A 16,516-nucleotide genomic window follows, 5' to 3' on the forward strand; every position below is an offset into this window, starting at 1 on the left:
CTTGGCACCGCTCCTGGCGGAGAGCGGTGCCCGGTGACGACTCAGCCGTGCGGGTTGAACGGGATGCCGGCGGGCTTGGCCTTCTCCAGCTCCCAGCCGAACGCGCTGTCCTTCAGCCCGAACCCAGCACTCCCGAAGTTCGCCTGCACCAGCTTGTCCCTGATCCCGGACGGGTAGTTGTCCCAGCCCACCAGGGTCGGGTACTGCCAGGCGCCCTTGTGGTTCTCCGGCGGCTCGGAGGCGCTGGCGTGCCGGAAGCAGTGCGTGCCGATACCGTCCTTGTGGTAGACGATCTTGGCGTGCGAGCCCTCCCAGGCGACCTGCGCGGAGGGCTTGGTGGTGTACTTGCCGTGCGCGGAGGTCGAGACGTGCTGGGCGGACCCGTTCTGCACCCAGACCACCACGTGCTCGATGTCGTGCCGGTGCCCGCTCTCGATCCCGGCCACCGCCTGGTCCTTCTCGAAGTACAGGTCGTACATGTAGGCGCACCAGCCGTTGTTGCAGCGGTTGCGGGAGTACATGTTGGTGTTGTTCAGGTCCGACAGGTCGCGGCAGTTCCCGTTGAGCGCCCCGGTCGGCTTCAGACCGGCGTTGAGGGTGCCGTCCGGGCCGATGGCCGGGGTCGGGTAACAACCGTCACCGTCGTAGTCGAACGCGGGCTGCCAGCGGGCATCCTCGGCCGGGGCGCTACCCGGCAGTGCCCTGGGCGGCTCGGCGAACGCGACGCCCGGCAACACCACCGCAAGCGCGGCAGCACCAACGATTGCGTTGCGCGCGACCGTGAACCATCGCGGCCTCCGGCGTGGGGGCACAGCGCTGCGCTGCATGGGCAGACCTCCGTGAACCGTGGTGGCGGCGGTTCTGGACGCGACCATGCTCCAGCGGGCACCCACACCCCCGTCAAGGGCCGTGCGTCGGTGGCTGTCCCGCTGGAGCACTGTCCGCGAAAGGTTCCGGAGCCGATCAACGAGCGTTCACCGGCTGGACCGGAGTGGATCACCTACGGCTTGCCGAACCCGCGCGCGATGACGCTGTTGCGTGCGCCTTCGTAGCCGCCGTAGCCGTTGACGTTGTGGTAGGCCACCACGTCGCCGGCGGGCAGCTGGGAGATGATCTCGGCCTTGCCGTCGCCGTTGATCTCGGCGAACTTGGTCCGGGCCGGGTCGGTGAAGCCGCGGGCGATGACGCTGGTGCGTGCGCCTTCGTAGCCGCCGAACCCGTTGACGTTGTGGTAAGCCACGACCTCACCGGCGGGCTGGATCACGATGAGCTCCTCCCGCCGGTCGCCGTTGATCTCGGCGAACTTCGTCCGTGCCGGGTCGTGGAAGCCACGGCCGACTACGCTGTTGCGGGCGCCCTCGTAACCGCCGAACCCGTTGACGTTGTGGTAGGCCACCACCTCGCCGGCGGGCAGGATCGAGATGATCTCCGCCTTGCCGTCCCCGTCGAGGTCGGCGAACCTGGTCCGGCCCGGCTCGGTGAAGCCGCGCGCGACCACGCTGGTCCGGCTGCCCTCGTAGCCGCCGAAGCCGTTGACGTTGTGGTAGGCCACCACGTCACCGCCGGGCTGGAAGGCGATGATCTCGTCCCGGCCGTCGCCGTTGACGTCCGCGAACTTGGTGCGGGCCGGGTCGGTGAAGCCGCGTGCGACGACGCTGTGCCGCGCGCCTTCGTAGCCGCCGTAGCCATTCACGTTGTGGTAGGCCACGACCTCGCCGCCGGGCTGGAAGGCGATGATCTCGTCCTTGCCGTCGCCGTCGATGTCGGCGAACTGGGTCGATCCGTCACCGCCGCAGTTCCGGCTGGTCACCCGCCACACCTTGCCGTTGGCCTGCCCGTACTCCACCCCGTCGAACCAGGGCCGCACCCGCTCGGTGCCCGGCGCGCCCCAGCTGGCCTGCCCGTCGCCGTTGGCGTCGATCGCGGTCTCGAAGTGCAGGTGCGGCACACCGTTGGAGCTCGGGCCGGTGTGCCCGGCCCGCCCGATGTCCTGTCCCTGCCGGACCCGCTGGCCGGCCTGCACCGCGCGGGACTGGAGGTGGATGTAGGTGGTGAACCAGCCACCGCCGTGGTTGATCTGGATCATATTGCCCGCGTTGCTGTGGTACTTCGACTGGTTGACCACGCCGTCCGCCGGGGCGACCAGCGGGCTGCCCTCGGTGGCCGAGCGCGGCACCCGGAAGACGTCCAGCGCGGGCGCGTGCCCGAAGCTGTGCATCTCCACCTGGTGTCCACACGGGAACGGCAGCTGGAACGCGGGCCGGGGACCGGCCGCGCTCGCGGTCGCCGAGCTCGCGAGCACACTCCCGGCGGCCAGTGCGACCGCGATGAGCACGCTGCTGAGTTTGCGGTTCATGACAGTTCCTCCCTCAGGGCTTGATGAAGCCACGGGCGATGACGCTGTGCCGCGCGCCCTCGTAACCCCCGAAGCCGTTGACGTTGTGGTAGGCGAGGACATCCCCGTTGGGCAGCAGGGAGACGAGCTCGTCCCGGCCGTCGCCGTTGATCTCGGCGAACCTGGTCCGCGCCGGGTCGGTGAAGCCGCGGGCGATCACGCTGGTGCGGGCTGCTTCGTAGCCGCCGAACCCGTTGATGTTGTGGTAGGCCAGCACATCCCCGGCCGGTGAGATCGAGATCAGCTCGTTCTTGGCGTCGCCGTTGATCTCGCCGAAGGTGGTGCGGGCGGTGTCCCGGAACCCACGCGCGATGACGCTGTTGCGTGCGCCTTCGTAGCCGCCGTAGCCGTTGATGTTGTGGTAGGCGACCACATCTCCGTTGTCCGGCAGGGAAACGAGCTCGTCCCGGCCGTCGCCGTCGATGTCGGCGAACCTGGTCCGCGCCGGATCGCCGAACCCGCGGGCGATCACGCTGTGCCGCGCGCCCTCGTAGCCGCCGAACCCATTCACGTTGTGGTAGGCCACCACCGCGCCGCCGGGCTGGAACACCACGATCTCGGCCCGCCGGTCCCCGTTGATCTCGGCGAACTTCGTCCGCGCCGGGTCGGTGAACCCGCGCCCGATGACGCTGAACCTTCCGCCCTCGTAGCCGCCGTAGCCGTTGACGTTGTGGTACGCGACCACATCCCCGTTGGACTGGAAGGCGATGATCTCCTCCTTGCCGTCCCCGTCGACGTCGGCGAACTGGGTCGCCCCGGCCGAACCGCAGTTCCGGCTGGTCACCAGGTGGTATCCCGGGGTGTACACCCGGGGCACCGGCGCACCGGCGAAGACCACCTGCACCGGATCGCCGTTGAGCCGCTGCTCGAAGTGCAGGTGCGGCCCGGTGGAGTGCCCGGTGTTGCCGACCCGGCCGAGCTGCTGGCCCTGTGCCACGAGCTGGCCGACCCGCACCGCGGTGCTGTTGTCCTGCAGGTGCAGGTACCGGGTGCTCCAGCCGCCGCCGTGGTCGAGCACCACGTAGTTGCCCGCCGCGCCTGCCTTGGTGGCCGTGGTGACCCGGCCCGCGGCCGAGGCGAGCGCGGGCTGGCCGTCGGAACCGCCGCCGAGCTTGAGCAGGTCGAGGTTGTCCGGGTCGCTGTGCCCGCTGTGGGTGAAGGTCTTCCACTGCTGCCCGCACGGCACCGGCAGCTGGAAGTCCGGCCGCGCCGACTCAGCGGCCTGTGCCGCCGGGGTCAGGCCGCCCAGCGCGCAGCCGAGCGCCACGGCGACCGTGGTCAGCGCACGCCGAAGAGAACTGTTGTGCATGAGGAACCCCCTGGAGAACCAGGTCCGGAACCGGGCCGTGGGTGCGATGCGTGGCCACGGTAGGCCGGGGGTCCCACCGGCCGAAGCCGGTCAATCAACCGTCATCACAGGTCGTTGACGTCCACCAGCCCGTCCTGGATCGCCCTGGCGACCAGTGCCGCCTTGGTCCGGGCGTCCCGGCCGGCGTTGGCGTACTTGATCCGCACCCGGTCCAGGTAGCTGTTGACCGTGCGCACCGACAGGTACAGCTTGCGCGCCACCATCTCCTTGGACTCGCAGTGGAACCACTCCAGCAGCACGTCCACCTCCCTCGGCGCCAGTCGCGGCCGCCCCGGATCGGTGTCGGTGGCCAGCGCGCCGGAGAGCGTCGGCGGGGTGTAGGGCCGGTTGTCCGCCGCGGCGTGGATCGCGGCCACCAGGTGGTGCTCGCCCTCGGCCTTGGTGACGAAGGTGTGCGCGCCGATGTCCAGGCAGGCCAACGCGGTCTGCCGGTCGGTGCGCATGGTGTAGACGATCACCTGGCGGCCCAGCTCGGCCAGCCGCTGCAACTCCGCGAAGGCCAGTGGCGCGCCCGCTTCCAGCTGGAGGTCGAGCAGCACCACGTCAGCGGTGTCGGTTTCGGTCGGCGGCACCACCTCGATCGGCGGGTCGGCGCTGGCGCACCAGGCGCGCACGCCCGCGATCACCACCGGGTGGTCGTCCACCACGGCGACCTTGATCATGTCTTCGGATCCCATGTCGTCTCAACCCATACGCGATCTGGAGAACGGAGAACGGAGGTGCTGATCCCGTCGGCGGCGCCGGCGGGCAGGTCGGGTTCCGGCGCGTCGGCCAGCACGCTGACCGTCACCGCGCCGTCCCGCCCGGCCACGGTGACCCTGGCCGTGCTGCGCGCGGAGGCCAGCAGCACCACGGCCGCCTCGGTGAGCCGCCTGCGCGCGGCCACCGGCACCGGCGCGCGCTCGCCCTGCTCGGCGAACTGCACCGTGATCCCGTTGCGCTCGGCCAGGTCGATGCAGGCGTGCAGCTCGTGCGCCAGCGGGTCGGCGACCACCGCGCCCTCGGCGAACAGCCGCCGCATCCGGGCCCCTTCGATCGCACAGGCCCGCCGCACCGACGGCTCGGCCGGGTCGGCGGTACCCTCGGCCAGTCGGGCCAGCAGCGGCACCGTGGTGGTGGCCAGTGCGGCGTAGCGGTCCTTGCGGTCGGCGTGCACCCGCTCCCTGATCGTCTCGGCGGTGCGCAGTTCCTCCTCCTCGCGGGAGATGTCCGCGGCCACCACCGCGATCCGGCGCAGGATGGTCGCCGCGCAGCCCACCGCGAGCTGGAACACCGCGGTGATCAGGGTTTGCAGCAGCGCCCCGCCCAGCGTCACCGAGGTCTCGCCGATGACCGCCAGCTGCGCGGTGGTCAGCGCGTACTGGGCGAGCAGCAGCGCGGCCAGCGGACCGATGCCGCGGCTCATGGCCAGCACGGTCAACGGCCAGCCCGCGGTGCCGTTGGACCAGTGCGGCATGCCGAGGTACTGCTCCGGCAGCACGGTCGCGTTCGCCACCGCCGAGGCCGCCAGCGTCACCCCCACCAGCGCCCACCGCCACCACCCCAGCGGCCGGTCCAGCCAGGTGGCCACCGCCACCCACACCGCGACCCCGGCGAAGACCCCCAGCGCCAGGTACTGACCCGCCACCGGCCGGTAGAACTCCTGGTGCGCCAGCACGATCGGCAGCTGCAACCCGAACAGCACGCCCAGGGTGATCACCACCGCGGCCAGGTGCAGCTGCCGGGACAGCTGCGCGGCCGTGCGCACCGCGTCAGACTCCGGCACCGGGCCACTCCAACCGCACCCGCGTGCCCCGCCCGGGACTGCTGGCGACCTCGGCCCGACCGCCGACCCTCGCCATCCGCTCCCGGATCGACCGGGACAGCCCGTACCGGCTCGCGGGCACCTCCGCCGGCCGGAACCCGCGTCCGTCGTCCAGCACCTCCAGCACGATCCGGCCGTCCACTTCGGACACCCGCACCACGGCCGAACCGACCCCGGCGTGCCGCACCACGTTGGTGAGCGCTTCCTTTGCCCCGTAAGCGAAAGCGTTCGCCACGACCGGGGGAGCGGTCAGCGCCTCCCCGGCCTGCCATTTGATCCACAGTGGACTGTCCCCGACCGCGGCGCGGACCGCCGCCACCACCTCGACCGCACGTTCCGCGGCTGGGTCCGCCTGCCCCTGGATCACCCGCACATCCCGGGCGGCCTGCGCCGCCAGCCAGGGTTCCTGCCGCCGCACCACACCCAGTCCCACCAACAGCATCGTCGCCGAGGCCGTGTCGTGGATCGCGGCCAGGTGCTCCCGCTCGTCATCCCGCCGCGCCGCGGCCAGCGCCGCCGCCCGCCGCGCCCGCCCGGCCTGCGCCGAGGCCAGATCCGCCACCCGCGCGCCCCGCCCCACCAACAGGAACAGCGCCCTGGACAACACCGCCTCCGCGATCATCCACAGCCCCAGCGGCACCGCCCCGGCCCACCCGGCGGGCCTGCTCAGCGCCGCGCCCAGCAGGTAGCCGGACACCACCACCGCCGTGGCCAGCATCGCCGGGGCCACCGGCAGGTGCCACTGCCAGGCCACCACCACGATCGAGGCCACCACCAGCGACCAGTTCGTGCCGTCCTGTAGCGCCCCGGCCGCGATGGTCCACACCTGCGCCAGGCAGGCCGCGCTCACCGCCAGCGTGTCCACCGCGAGCAGCCACCACCGCGACCCGCGCCGCAACAGCACCGCGTAACCGACGTTCCAGCCGGTGAACCCGACCAACACCACCACGGCCAGTCCCGGCTCCCGTGGCGTGGCCGCGAGCAGCGCTACCACGGTGGCCACCGCGACCACCACAACCCGCAGCACGGCCGCATACCGCAACCCGAGCCGCGCCAACTCCCGGCCAGCCGGCCCCATCCCCGCCCCCTGCACCCCGCGTCACACGGTATCGCGGAGGCTACCCGGAGTGAGATCCGGGAACTGCTCTAGACCGGTGGCGCGCCCCGCCACCGCCACCCGGTCTGCTGCTGCTTGCCCGGCAACGAGATCCGGTCCGTCGCCCACCGCAACCCCAGCCATGGATCGACCTCGCCCAGCTGTCCGGCGCGGTGCGGGAACATCCGGTCCAGCACCCGGGCACACGCCTCCCGCGGCGGATCCAGCGCCAGCCCCAGCCCACGTGCGATGTCGTGGCCGTGCACCAGCACCTCCACGCAGCCCATCCCGGCGAATCCAGCTGGATCCGCCAGCCCCGTCGGGTGATAGGCGCGCACCCCCGGCTCGGCCGTGCGCACGGTGGAGGCCAGGATCCGCGCGCCGGCCACCGCGAACTCCAGCACCTCCGCTGCCCTGGCGTCCTTGTCCGCGAACGCCTCGAAGCGCACGTACCGGCCGCTGGGCTGGGCGACCAGTTGGGCGGCGTAGGACAGCAGGCAGTCGCCGAGGTGTTCGGCGGTGTGCCAGGCGGTCCAGTCGCCGGTGCCCGGGTGGGCCGACCAGTCGCGGGTGGTGGCCGGGGCCAGGGTGGTGGCCAGGTGGGTGGTCAGGGCGTCCAGGTCGTCCGGGCTGACTGTCACCGGGGCAGCGTAGGGTTCCGGCAGGAAAGTCTTGACTGGGGAGGACCCTGCCATGGCCAGCAAGTTCGCCGAGCTCGCCATCGACTGCGCCGATCCCGTGGCTCTGGCCCGGTTCTGGTGCGCGGTGCTCGGCTACGAGGTGCTGCACCAGGACGAGGAGATCGTCACCATCGGCTCCCCGCTGGTGCCGGAGGGCAAGAACCGGCCCGGCCCGGTGCCGCCGGTGCTGACCTTCGCGCGGGTGCCCGAGGGCAAGACCGCCAAGAACCGGCTGCACATCGACCTCAACCCGACCGACCGGGAGCAGGCCGAGGAGGTCCGCCGCCTGATCGAGCTGGGGGCCCGGCACGCCGATGTCGGCCAGGGTGAGGGCGTCAGCTGGGTCACCCTGGCCGATCCGGAGGACAACGAGTTCTGCGTGCTGGCCACCCGCTGTCCCTGAGCGTCAACCGGCCGGAGCCAGCCGGGCGGTGAGCTCGGCGCGGTCGGCCAGGAACCACACGTGCTTGCCGCGGTTGGTCTCGCGCAGGTAGCTGGTCAGCGCGCTGCTGCGGGCGGCGTGCGCGGACACGTCGCCGAGGAAGACCAGCCGGATGCCGTAGTTGACGAACTTCTGCGCGAAGTCGCCGAGCAGCCTGGTCTCCAGCCGGAAGAACTCCTCGGACAGCCGCGCCACCGGGATCACCACCGTGTTCGCCTGCTGGGACCAGGCCTCGCCGATCAGGTCGGTGGCGTCCCGCTCGGCGCCCAGCCGGTGGCCCTCGGGCGCGCAGTGCAGCACCGGGACGCCGTGGATCTGCTCAACCATGTCGACTCCCTTCGGCGGTGAGGAACTCCAGTTCGGAGTCCTGTGGTGGCACCAGGTGTCCGATGCCGGGCAGCAGGCGGACGGTGGCCTGCGGCACGTGGGTTTCCAGGCGCTGCTTGGTGATCGCGGCATCCCACATGACGTCCTCCGCGCCCACCACGACGTGCACCGGGATGTTGAGGCCGGCCAGCTCGTCGTCGGTGAAGACCGGGAGCTCGCCGCTGCGGTGCCGGTAGTTCGCCGACATCCGCACGGTGTGCTCCACCACCGCGTCCAAGTCCACAGTGGACAGTCCGCGGCCGAGCATGCCGATCACCGTGCGGCGCTTGCCCCAGCGGCCGAACGAGGCCAGCAGCACCGCCTTGAGCAGGTAACCCTTCAGTGGTCTGCTCAGGCCGGGCGGACAGGTCAGCGCGAGCCTGTGCACCCTGGCCGGGCGGCGGATCGCGTAGTCCAGGGCCAGCCAGCTGCCCAGCGAGTAACCCATGATGGCCACTTCGGCCAGACCCAGCTCGTCCAGCACCGCGTCCAGCCACACCGCGTACCGGTCCGTGCCTGGAACCGGCCGGGACGGCGCACTCAGGCCCGGCTCGCCGATGATGTCGACCGCGTGCACCCGGAAGTGCGGGGTCAGCTTGGCGAAACGGGCCATCCACTGCGCCGAGTTGCTGCCCGAGCCGTGCAGCAGCACCAGTGGCGGCGCGGTGCGCGGGCCCGCCGAGACCACGAAGGTCTCGCCCTCGGGGGTCGGCACGTGCCGCTGTTCGGGTGTCCCCGGCCAGGCCGCCAGCTGTGCCCGGTAACTGTCGAGCAGCAGCTGGCGGCCGGATGGGGAGCGGTAGATGTCGTGTTGCGGCATGAGAGCTACCGTAACATGCCGTAAACTTCCTTCAAAGGTCGTTGATAGGGAATGTTAGGGAGTGTGAGCGGCGCCATTGATGACGAAGGTGGAACCGGGTTCGCGGACGATGTGGCCGGTGGCGGAGTTGGTGATGGTGACGTTGGTCAGCGTGGCGCTGCCCCGTGCCCCGCCCATGGCCAGGATCCCGGCCCCGTTGTTGGACTTGTCGATGCGCACGTTGGTGATCGCCACGTTCGGCATCTCCCCGCCACCGGTCTTGAACTGGATGCCGTCGTAGGTGGAGTCCAGCACCTCGGTGTCCCTGATCACCACGCCCGGGATGGGCAGGTTCTGCGGGAACAGGGTGATCGCGCCGAACTTCTGCGCCTCGCCCCAGAACACCCCGCCGCAGCGGTGCAGCGCGTTGTTGGCGATCAGGGTCTGGCCGGAGAACGGCAGCGGGTCGTGGTCGGTGGCCAGCATGATCCCCGGGTAGTTCATGGTGTCGTAGATCAGATTGTTCTCGATCCGGTTGCCGTAGCCGCCGTAGACCGCGATCCCGTTGGCGCGCCAGGGCAACTGGATGGTGTTGTTGACGAAGTGGTTGTCGTGCGCGATGTCTGTCGACTGGTTCTTCACGTACTTGTTGGCCCACACCGCGAGCGCGTCGTCACCGGTGGTGCGGAAGGAGGAGTTGAACACCTTCGAGTTGCGGGTGCCGTTGGTGAAGTTGATCCCGTCGGCGTAGGTGTTGCGGATCCGCATGCCGCTGAACTCCAGCCCGTCGCCCGGCCCCCACAGCTCGGGGATGTTGTCGAAGTCGCGGCCGACCCAGACGCCCACGTTGGCGTGCTCGATCCAGACGTTGCTGATCTTGGTGCCGGTGTCGAAGCGGCCGTTGAGCCCCACCCCGCCCTCGGCGTTGCCGTCCCCGCCGCGGATCCGGCCGGAGCCGAAGATGGCGATGTCGGAGATCTGGGTGTTCTTGTCGATGTCGAAGCCGAAGTTGCCCTCGTGCGGGTGGTTGATGCCGCCGGTGGCCAGGTGCGGCTCGGTCAGCGTGTACAGCTGCGAGTGCCACATGCCCGCGCCGCGGATGGTGACGTTGCTGATCCCGACCTGGTTGTACTGACCCCGGTTGTGCGGGTCGTCGGTGAGGATCTTCTTCTCCTGCCGCCACTGCCCGGCCGGGATCCACACGCAGCCGATCACGCCGTTCTGGTCGTCGGTGACCGCGCGCTGGATGGCGTCGGTGTCGTCGTTGCCGTCATTGGGCACCGCGCCGTAGTTGGTGATCGAGGTGCAACCCGCGGGCTGCTGGGCCGGGGGCGCGACCTGCTCCAGGTCGATCAGGTCGATGATGTAGAACGCGGCGGTGTCCCCGGCGTCGCGCTGCAGGCGGAACCGGGTGCCGGGCGGGTAGGAGCTGGCCAGCAGCGCGTGCGACTCGTCGAACAGCCGCCGGGCGTCGGCCTGCGGGCGGTTGGTCAGCGACTCGGGGCCGTCGCTGTTGCCGTAGAGCCAGCTGTGCCGCGAGGACAGGGTGAGCTTGCGGAGGAAGGTGTCGTTGACGTACAGGCTGATGGTGGCCTCGATGCCGCCGCCGCTGGGCGCGTCCGGGATCGAGTTGCGCACCACGATCGAGTTGGCCTGGTTGGCCGAGGTGAACTCCACGAACTGCCCGGTGCTGGTCAGCCGCACCGACTGCCGCCCCGATGACTCGGTGGCGAAGTTGGTGTGCCCGAAGGTTCGCAGCGGATCGGCGCTGAGCAGCTGGCCCTGGTAGCGGGCGGCCTCGGCCTCGTACTCCACGTAAGGCACCGCCGCGCCGCGGCCGACCACGATCGAGTGGGACAGCGAGTTGTTGTGCTCGTTGGTCTCGGCCAGCACGCCGGTGGCGTCCGCGGTGGCGGTGATGGTGGCCCCGCCGCTGGTGGCGGTCCAGCTGCCGTTGACCGCGACCGTGCTCTCCGCGCCCGCGGCGATCGGGCCGGTGGGGGTGTTCAGCGTGCTGCCGCCGACGGCCAGCCGGGTGACCGTGTTACCTGCGGTGCTGGTGCCGCGGTTGCGCAGCCGCACGGTGAAGCTGACCTGCGCGCCGACCGGCGGGCTTGCCGGGTTCGAGGCGACACCGAGGACCTCCAGGTCGGGGCCGGGGGCCTGGGCCACGGCGAGCTGGTTCGGCGCGGTGTGGCTGTTGTTGGCGTCGTTCTGCTCGACCACGGTGTTGTTCGGGTCGACCAGCGCGGTCACCGGGTAGCTGCCCACCGGCCTGGTCCCGGCGCTGACCGAGACGCTGGCCGAACCGCCCGCGGCCAGCGCGCCCACCGGGGCGCTGCCGACCACCGCGCCGCCCAGGCTGAAGTTCACCGTGGTCGCGCCGGCCGCCGCCGAGCCGGTGTTGCGGACCTGGGCGGTCAGCGTGATCTGGTCGGTCTCCACCGGGCTGGGCGGGTTCCAGCTGACCGAGGCCACGGTCAGGTCCGGGTTGGGCGCGGGGGTGCCGATGATCTGGAGCTCGCCGACCTGGCCGCCGGGCGCGCCGGTGTTGCCGAAGAACTGCAACCGCAGGTCCGCGGCCCGGCCGGTGACCGGGATGGTGACGGTGTTCTGGTTGCCGTGCGGGTCGAAGCGGTAGTCCGCGCGGTCGCGCAAGGAGGTGAAGTCCGCGCCGCCCTGGTCCCGGCCGAGCACCTGGATGCTCTGCGTGCGCGCGGCCCAGATCGGGTCTGGGTTGAGCTTGAGCACCACCGAGTCCAGGTCGGCGTTGGCGCCGAGCTTGACCGTCAGCGTGGCCGGGTAGCCGGCGGACTCCCAGTAGCTGCCGATGTTGCCGTCGTTGGCGTGGCCGGCCAGGTAGTTCTGCGTGGTGGAGGAAGCCTCGATCGCCTTGCCCCTGGCCAGGTCGGCGGGGGCGGCCAGCGCGGTCGCGGCCGGGAGCCCGGCGCTGAGCAGGCCGATGGCGAGCAGGGCGGTGGTCAACCGTCTACTGAGCTGCTTCCAGTGCATGGGGACCTCTGTTCGGTTTTCCGCGCAGGGCGTGACAGGGCTCGTGCTGAAGTTGCAGTTGATCGCTAAGGATTTAAGCGATCACAGTCGACTTTTTGCGGTCAGGGGAGTCAAAGGTTGCAGACCGATGACGGTGGCGTCAACGGTTCGTGCTGAATCGGTGCGGGTGCGCTCAGGCGCTGGGCCGGGCCGTCGCCGTGATGAGGGTTGAGGAGATGTACGCCCGCTCGGGACTGGCCGGGACGAAGACCGTGTCGAGGCCGCTCAGGTGACGGTGTCATGCTGCCAATCGGCGGTGGCCGGTGCGGGTGGTTCAGGCCCCGAGCGCGGTGGGCAGCTGCTCCCTGGACTGGATGCCGAGCTTGCGGTAGGCGCTGGTGAGGTGGACCTCGATGGTGCGGCGGCTGACGAACAGGGTCTGCGCGATGGCCCGGTTGGAGTCGCCGCCCGCGGCCAGCCTGGCCACCCGCAGCTCGCTCGCGGTGAGCGCGTCGACCCCGGTGAGCAGCTCGCGGCGGGGCCGGGCCCCGGTCGCGGCGAGCTCCTGTTTCGCTTGCGCGGCAAGGGGAAGCGCGTGGTGCCGGGCGGCCAGGTCCAGGCCTTCGCGGAGCTGGCGCTGAGCGTCGGTGCGGTGCCCGGCGCGGCGCAGCGCGCTGCCGTACTCGATCAGCGAGTGGCCGAGTTCGAGGGTGCCGGTGGAGCCGCGCAGCACCTGGACGGACTCGGCGAGCCGGTCCAGCCGGGTGCCGCCGCCCTCGATCAGGCCCAGGGCGCGCAGCGCGATGCCGATCGCGCGGGGCGCGCCGAAGCCGCGGGCCAGCGCCAGCTCCTCCTCGGCCAGCGACCTGGCCTCGGCCGGTTCGCCCAGCGCCAGCCAGGCCAGTGCGGCATCGGCCCGCCAGTGCGCGAAGCCCGGGTTCACGCACCCGGCCCTGACCAGGCCGTCGCCGCAGGCCAGCAGGTCGGCCAGGGCGGCGCGCGGGCGTTGCTGGCGGAGCCGGAGCCTGCCGCGGGCCAGGTGCACGAAGTGGCCGATGAGCATCCGGACCTCGTCCTCGGCGTCCAGCTCGTGCTCGGTCAGCACGGCTTGGGCCTCGTCCAGGTGGCCCTGTTCGGCCAGCGCGTCCACCAGCACCGCGGCCGCCAGCGGCAGCTCGCGGTCGCCGTCGACCTCGTGCAGGGCCAGCGCCGCCCGGCCGTCGGCCTCGGCCTCGCGCAGGTGGCCCGCGGTGAGCGCGGTGCGGGAGCGCAGCACGGCGAGGTAGCGGAACTCGGCCAGGTTGCCGCGCGCCTGCGCGTGCTCGATCCCGCGGTCGAGCACCGCGAGGGCTTCGGGCAGGCGGTCGGCCATGACCAGTGCGGTGCTGGCGAAGTTGGCCAGGATCCACTGGTCGCGTTCGGCCAGCGGGCCGTGCGCGGCGCTGGCGGCGAGCTCGCCCACCACCGAGGCCGGGCGGTCGGCGGTGGCACAGGCCCCAAAAGCCAGGCAGGCCAGCACCATCCGCCCGGCCTCGGACTCGGCCGAGACGGTGCCGGCCAGCTGGTCCAGCCGGGCAATCCAGGAGGTGGGCGGCCGCATGCTGACGAAGCTGGCCATGGAAAAGGCCACGGTCAGCCGCAGCGGCAGCTCGCCTTCGGCCAGCGCCTCGGTGGCCAGCTCGAAGGTCTCCAGAGCCGCGTCCGGCCGCCCGGTCTGCACCATCACCGCGCCCAGGTCCAGCGCGAGCTCGCCGCGGGTGACCGGGTCCTCGGTCAGCTCCAGGGCCGCGCGCAACGCCTGCGCGGCCTCGACCGGTCGGTTGGCCATGCCCAGCGCCCGGCCCAGTTCGGCGTGCAGCCGGGGCCGGTCGGCGGCGGGTGGTGGTTCGGCCAGCGCCCGGCGCAGGCAGCTGGCCGCGGCCTCGGGCGCACCCCGGCCCAGCGCGGCCGCCGCGGCCGCGCACAGCGCGGTGACCACGGCGGGGTCGGCGGCCGGGGCGGCGGCCAGCAGGTGCGGCACGAGCTGTTCGGCCGGGGCCGCTTCGGCGGTGAGCAGCTCCACCGCGCGGCGGTGGTCGGCGGCGCGGCGGATGTCGGTGCCGTCGGCGTAGACCGCGGTGCGCACCAAAGGATGCGCGAACTCCACCGGGTAGCCGCCGGTGAGCAGCGACTCCTGGGCGAGCAGGTCGGCCAGTTCGCTCGCCCGCGCCAGTGACACCTCGGCGAAACGGGCCGGGCGGGTGAGGTCGGCGGCGGGTCCGAGCACGGCCAGCGCCCTGGCCAGCCGGACCGCCTCGGGGCCGAGCCGGTTCAACCGGGTGAGCACGGTGCGGGCGATCGGGGCGGCCTGCAACCCGGGAATCCGGTCGGCCTGGGCGGCCACCGGGGGCACCCTGGCCGCGCGCAGGGCGGTGATCGCCTCGGTGAGCAGGAACGGGTTGCCGCCGGTGGCCTCGGCGCAGGCGCGGCAGAACTCGGGGTCGGCGGCGGGGGAGAGGCGGTCCCGGACGAACCGGCTCACCGCCTGCCCGGACAGCGGCCCGAGGGTCAGCAGCACCGGCTCGACCCCGCTGAGCGCCCTGGTCAGCGCCGAGTCCATGGCCACCGGCCTGCCACCGAGCAGGAGCAGCACCGGCAGGTCGCCCACCCGGCGGGCCAGGTGGGAGAGGAACCGCAGCGAGGCCTCATCCGCCCAGTGCACGTCGTCCACCGCGAGCAGCAGCGGCGCGGGCTCGGCCAGGTTGGAGCACAGCCAGTACAGCCCGTGCACCACGTTGCCCACCGGCACCTGGTCCCCGTCGGCGGCGAACACCGGCGCGGCCAGCGCCGCCGCCCCGGAGCGCACCTCGGGCTCGGCCTCCCGCAGCGCGGGGTCGAACAGCTGCCGGACCATGGCGAAGGGCAGGTCCTGCTCCAGCTCGCCGCCGCTGGCGGTGAGCACCCGGAACCCGCGCCCGGCCGCCAGCTCGCCCGCCGCGGCCAGCAGCGCGGTCTTGCCGATCCCCGGCACGCCCTCGACCAGCGCGGTCCTGCCACGACCCGCCGCGGCCGCGGTCAGCAGCTCGCCGATCCGCACCAGCTCGGCGTCCCGCTCGAACAGACCCACCCGCACCCCTGCCCCGGCCAAAGACTTCGGTGCTGACCACAATGCCGAGCCGGTCGCGCAAAGTCATCGTGGGGATTCAGGTTGTTACCAGCCCGGGAGGGGCTATGCGTAAAACCGTGATCGTGGGGATGGCGATCGCACTGGTCACCTTGCTCAGCGGCTGCGAGGAGACCACCGGTGGTTTCAGCCCGGGGACTTCGGTCAGCGAGGCGGCCGCGACCAGCAAGAAGAGCGGTGGCACTACCACCACGGGGGACTGTTCGCGCACCGGGCCGAAGATCCGGTCGGTGCTGCCGGTGCTCTCGGCCAAGTTCCAGATCGCCAAGGCCAACCCGTGCGTGCCACTGGCAGGCCTGGTGAACGAGGTGCTGGAGGTGGTGCCGAGGTCGCAGCGGGCCGCGCTGGCCCAGTTCCAGGACCGGGTGGGCAGGCTGGTCGGCGCGGCCAGCCACGTCAACACCGTGCTGACCTGCGCCTACCAGACCGACCGGGTGGGCATCGTGCTGTACCAGGAGAAGGCCAGCCCGCTCTCCCTCGGCCTGGTGGTGGCCATCCGCGGCAAGCTGGACGCCGCCGCCGAGGTCGCCGCCTGCTTCCTGAAGGTGACCATTCTCGGCGTCAGCGCCGATCCGCCGCCGGGCGCGGCCAAGGCGCCCTGCTTCCACAAGGGCTCGCGCAAGCAGGGCGGCGAGGACTACTCGCTGTTCTGGATCGGCTCCAGCGAGGCCATGTGCACCGCGCTGGCCCGCCTCGGCGGCTAGCACGGACCGGGTATCGCGAACGTATCGAAAATCGGATACGCCACCGCAACAGCCCGCCGTGTGGGGTGGTGGCGCGGACGAGGTGCCGGTCACCACCGGTTGAGGGGAAACGGAAACGGCGTGCTCGACAAGTGGCAGGACTGGATCGGCACGTTCACCGGCGTGGTGGCCAGCACGGTGGTCATGCTGCCGGTGGCCCTGGTGGCGGTGTGGGCGCTGGCCCGCCACCGGTGGCTCATCGGCAGCCCGAGGGCCCAGGCGTGGCGCTGGTCGCTGGCCGAGGTCGGCCTCGTCTACGGCACGGTGCCGTTCGTCTGGATGACCCTGATGCCGGGCAGCCGGGCGGGCCTGGTCCCCGGCCGGCTGAGCCTGGTGCCGCTGCAGGACCTGTTCGCGATGGGCACCGCCCAGATCGTCGGCAACCTGCTGGTGTTCGTGGCACTGGGTTTCTTCGCCCCGCTGCGGTTCGCCGCGCTGGCCTCGCTACCGCGGATTCTGGCGCTGGCGGTGGGCTGCTCGGTGCTGATCGAGGCCGGGCAGTACGTGCTGCGGCTGGACCGGGTGTCCTCTGTGGACGATGTGCTGCTCAACACCGCGGGCGCGGTGCTGGCCGCGCTGGCCTCCCGCCGCTGGTGGCGCGCAACGGCAAGCCCGCCGCCGCAGCGACCTCGGCTGACCCTGGTGCCGGGTCGCTGAACCGTTCCCGG

At 71.8% G+C, this 16,516-nt stretch carries 14 protein-coding genes; 3 read left to right on the forward strand and 11 right to left on the reverse strand.

The window, feature by feature from the left end; genetic code table 11:
- Window positions 1-41: 41 nt before the first annotated feature.
- The 7 genes from ACWDY5_RS00965 to ACWDY5_RS00995 all read right to left on the reverse strand — a co-directional run bounded on the left by ACWDY5_RS00965 (window position 42) and on the right by ACWDY5_RS00995 (window position 7,305).
- On the reverse strand, window positions 42-737 hold the full coding sequence (locus ACWDY5_RS00965; protein WP_449720308.1) for an NPP1 family protein: 696 nt from the start codon (window positions 735-737) through the stop codon (window positions 42-44).
- 263 nt (window positions 738-1,000) lie between these two features.
- Window positions 1,001-2,356: a peptidoglycan DD-metalloendopeptidase family protein gene (locus tag ACWDY5_RS00970; RefSeq protein WP_449720309.1), complete on the reverse strand. Its 1,356-nt coding sequence runs from the start codon at window positions 2,354-2,356 to the stop codon at window positions 1,001-1,003.
- Between the two features lie 13 nt (window positions 2,357-2,369).
- Window positions 2,370-3,704, reverse strand: a complete 1,335-nt coding sequence (locus tag ACWDY5_RS00975) for a peptidoglycan DD-metalloendopeptidase family protein (RefSeq protein WP_449720310.1) — start codon at window positions 3,702-3,704, stop codon at window positions 2,370-2,372.
- 104 nt (window positions 3,705-3,808) lie between these two features.
- Window positions 3,809-4,441, reverse strand: coding sequence for a response regulator (locus ACWDY5_RS00980; protein ID WP_449720311.1), 633 nt, complete (start codon window positions 4,439-4,441; stop codon window positions 3,809-3,811).
- Complete coding sequence (locus ACWDY5_RS00985; protein WP_449720312.1) at window positions 4,423-5,529, reverse strand: hypothetical protein; 1,107 nt, start codon at window positions 5,527-5,529, stop codon at window positions 4,423-4,425. The genes ACWDY5_RS00980 and ACWDY5_RS00985 overlap by 19 nt, the downstream gene beginning before the upstream one ends.
- Window positions 5,516-6,646, reverse strand: coding sequence for a sensor histidine kinase (locus tag ACWDY5_RS00990; RefSeq protein ID WP_449720313.1), 1,131 nt, complete (start codon window positions 6,644-6,646; stop codon window positions 5,516-5,518). The genes ACWDY5_RS00985 and ACWDY5_RS00990 overlap by 14 nt, the downstream gene beginning before the upstream one ends.
- 68 nt (window positions 6,647-6,714) lie before the next feature.
- Complete coding sequence (locus tag ACWDY5_RS00995) at window positions 6,715-7,305, reverse strand: hypothetical protein (RefSeq protein ID WP_449720314.1); 591 nt, start codon at window positions 7,303-7,305, stop codon at window positions 6,715-6,717.
- Window positions 7,306-7,357: 52 nt separating this feature from the next.
- Between ACWDY5_RS00995 and ACWDY5_RS01000 the strand changes: the two genes are divergently transcribed.
- A complete protein-coding gene (locus ACWDY5_RS01000; protein ID WP_449720315.1) occupies window positions 7,358-7,747 on the forward strand; it encodes a VOC family protein in 390 nt (129 codons plus the stop codon).
- Window positions 7,748-7,750: 3 nt separating this feature from the next.
- On the opposite strand, the gene ACWDY5_RS01005 is transcribed toward ACWDY5_RS01000, so the two are convergent.
- From ACWDY5_RS01005 to ACWDY5_RS01020, 4 genes are all read right to left on the reverse strand, one after another.
- Window positions 7,751-8,113, reverse strand: a complete 363-nt coding sequence (locus ACWDY5_RS01005; RefSeq protein WP_449720316.1) for a DUF4180 domain-containing protein — start codon at window positions 8,111-8,113, stop codon at window positions 7,751-7,753.
- The gene (locus tag ACWDY5_RS01010; protein ID WP_449720317.1) at window positions 8,106-8,972 is read right to left on the reverse strand and encodes an alpha/beta fold hydrolase; all 867 of its coding nucleotides are present in this window, start codon (window positions 8,970-8,972) and stop codon (window positions 8,106-8,108) included. Before ACWDY5_RS01010 ends, ACWDY5_RS01005 begins: the two co-directional genes overlap by 8 nt.
- A 54-nt stretch (window positions 8,973-9,026) precedes the next feature.
- Complete coding sequence (locus ACWDY5_RS01015; RefSeq protein WP_449720318.1) at window positions 9,027-11,936, reverse strand: CARDB domain-containing protein; 2,910 nt, start codon at window positions 11,934-11,936, stop codon at window positions 9,027-9,029.
- 340 nt (window positions 11,937-12,276) lie between these two features.
- Window positions 12,277-15,048 (reverse strand): ATP-binding protein, encoded by a 2,772-nt coding sequence (locus ACWDY5_RS01020; RefSeq protein WP_449720319.1) that lies wholly within the window; start codon window positions 15,046-15,048, stop codon window positions 12,277-12,279.
- 104 nt (window positions 15,049-15,152) lie between these two features.
- Here ACWDY5_RS01020 and ACWDY5_RS01025 point away from each other — a divergent pair, with 104 nt between their 5' ends.
- Complete coding sequence (locus ACWDY5_RS01025) at window positions 15,153-15,809, forward strand: hypothetical protein (protein ID WP_449720320.1); 657 nt, start codon at window positions 15,153-15,155, stop codon at window positions 15,807-15,809.
- A 120-nt stretch (window positions 15,810-15,929) separates the two neighbouring features.
- Window positions 15,930-16,505: a VanZ family protein gene (locus ACWDY5_RS01030; protein WP_449720321.1), complete on the forward strand. Its 576-nt coding sequence runs from the start codon at window positions 15,930-15,932 to the stop codon at window positions 16,503-16,505.
- Window positions 16,506-16,516: the final 11 nt, after the last annotated feature.

This window comes from Crossiella sp. NPDC003009, assembly GCF_053591555.1.

Excerpts from the sequence above, each read along its gene's own strand:
- ACWDY5_RS00970 (WP_449720309.1), bottom strand. The coding sequence starts at position 2,356 with ATGAACCGCAAACTCAGCAGCGTGCTCATCGCGGTCGCACTGGCCGCC.
- ACWDY5_RS00975 (WP_449720310.1), bottom strand. The coding sequence starts at position 3,704 with ATGCACAACAGTTCTCTTCGGCGTGCGCTGACCACGGTCGCCGTGGCG.
- ACWDY5_RS00980 (WP_449720311.1), bottom strand. The coding sequence starts at position 4,441 with ATGGGATCCGAAGACATGATCAAGGTCGCCGTGGTGGACGACCACCCG.
- ACWDY5_RS00990 (WP_449720313.1), bottom strand. The coding sequence starts at position 6,646 with ATGGGGCCGGCTGGCCGGGAGTTGGCGCGGCTCGGGTTGCGGTATGCG.
- ACWDY5_RS01000 (WP_449720315.1), top strand. The coding sequence starts at position 7,358 with ATGGCCAGCAAGTTCGCCGAGCTCGCCATCGACTGCGCCGATCCCGTG.
- ACWDY5_RS01005 (WP_449720316.1), bottom strand. The coding sequence starts at position 8,113 with ATGGTTGAGCAGATCCACGGCGTCCCGGTGCTGCACTGCGCGCCCGAG.
- ACWDY5_RS01010 (WP_449720317.1), bottom strand. The coding sequence starts at position 8,972 with ATGCCGCAACACGACATCTACCGCTCCCCATCCGGCCGCCAGCTGCTG.
- ACWDY5_RS01025 (WP_449720320.1), top strand. The coding sequence starts at position 15,153 with ATGCGTAAAACCGTGATCGTGGGGATGGCGATCGCACTGGTCACCTTG.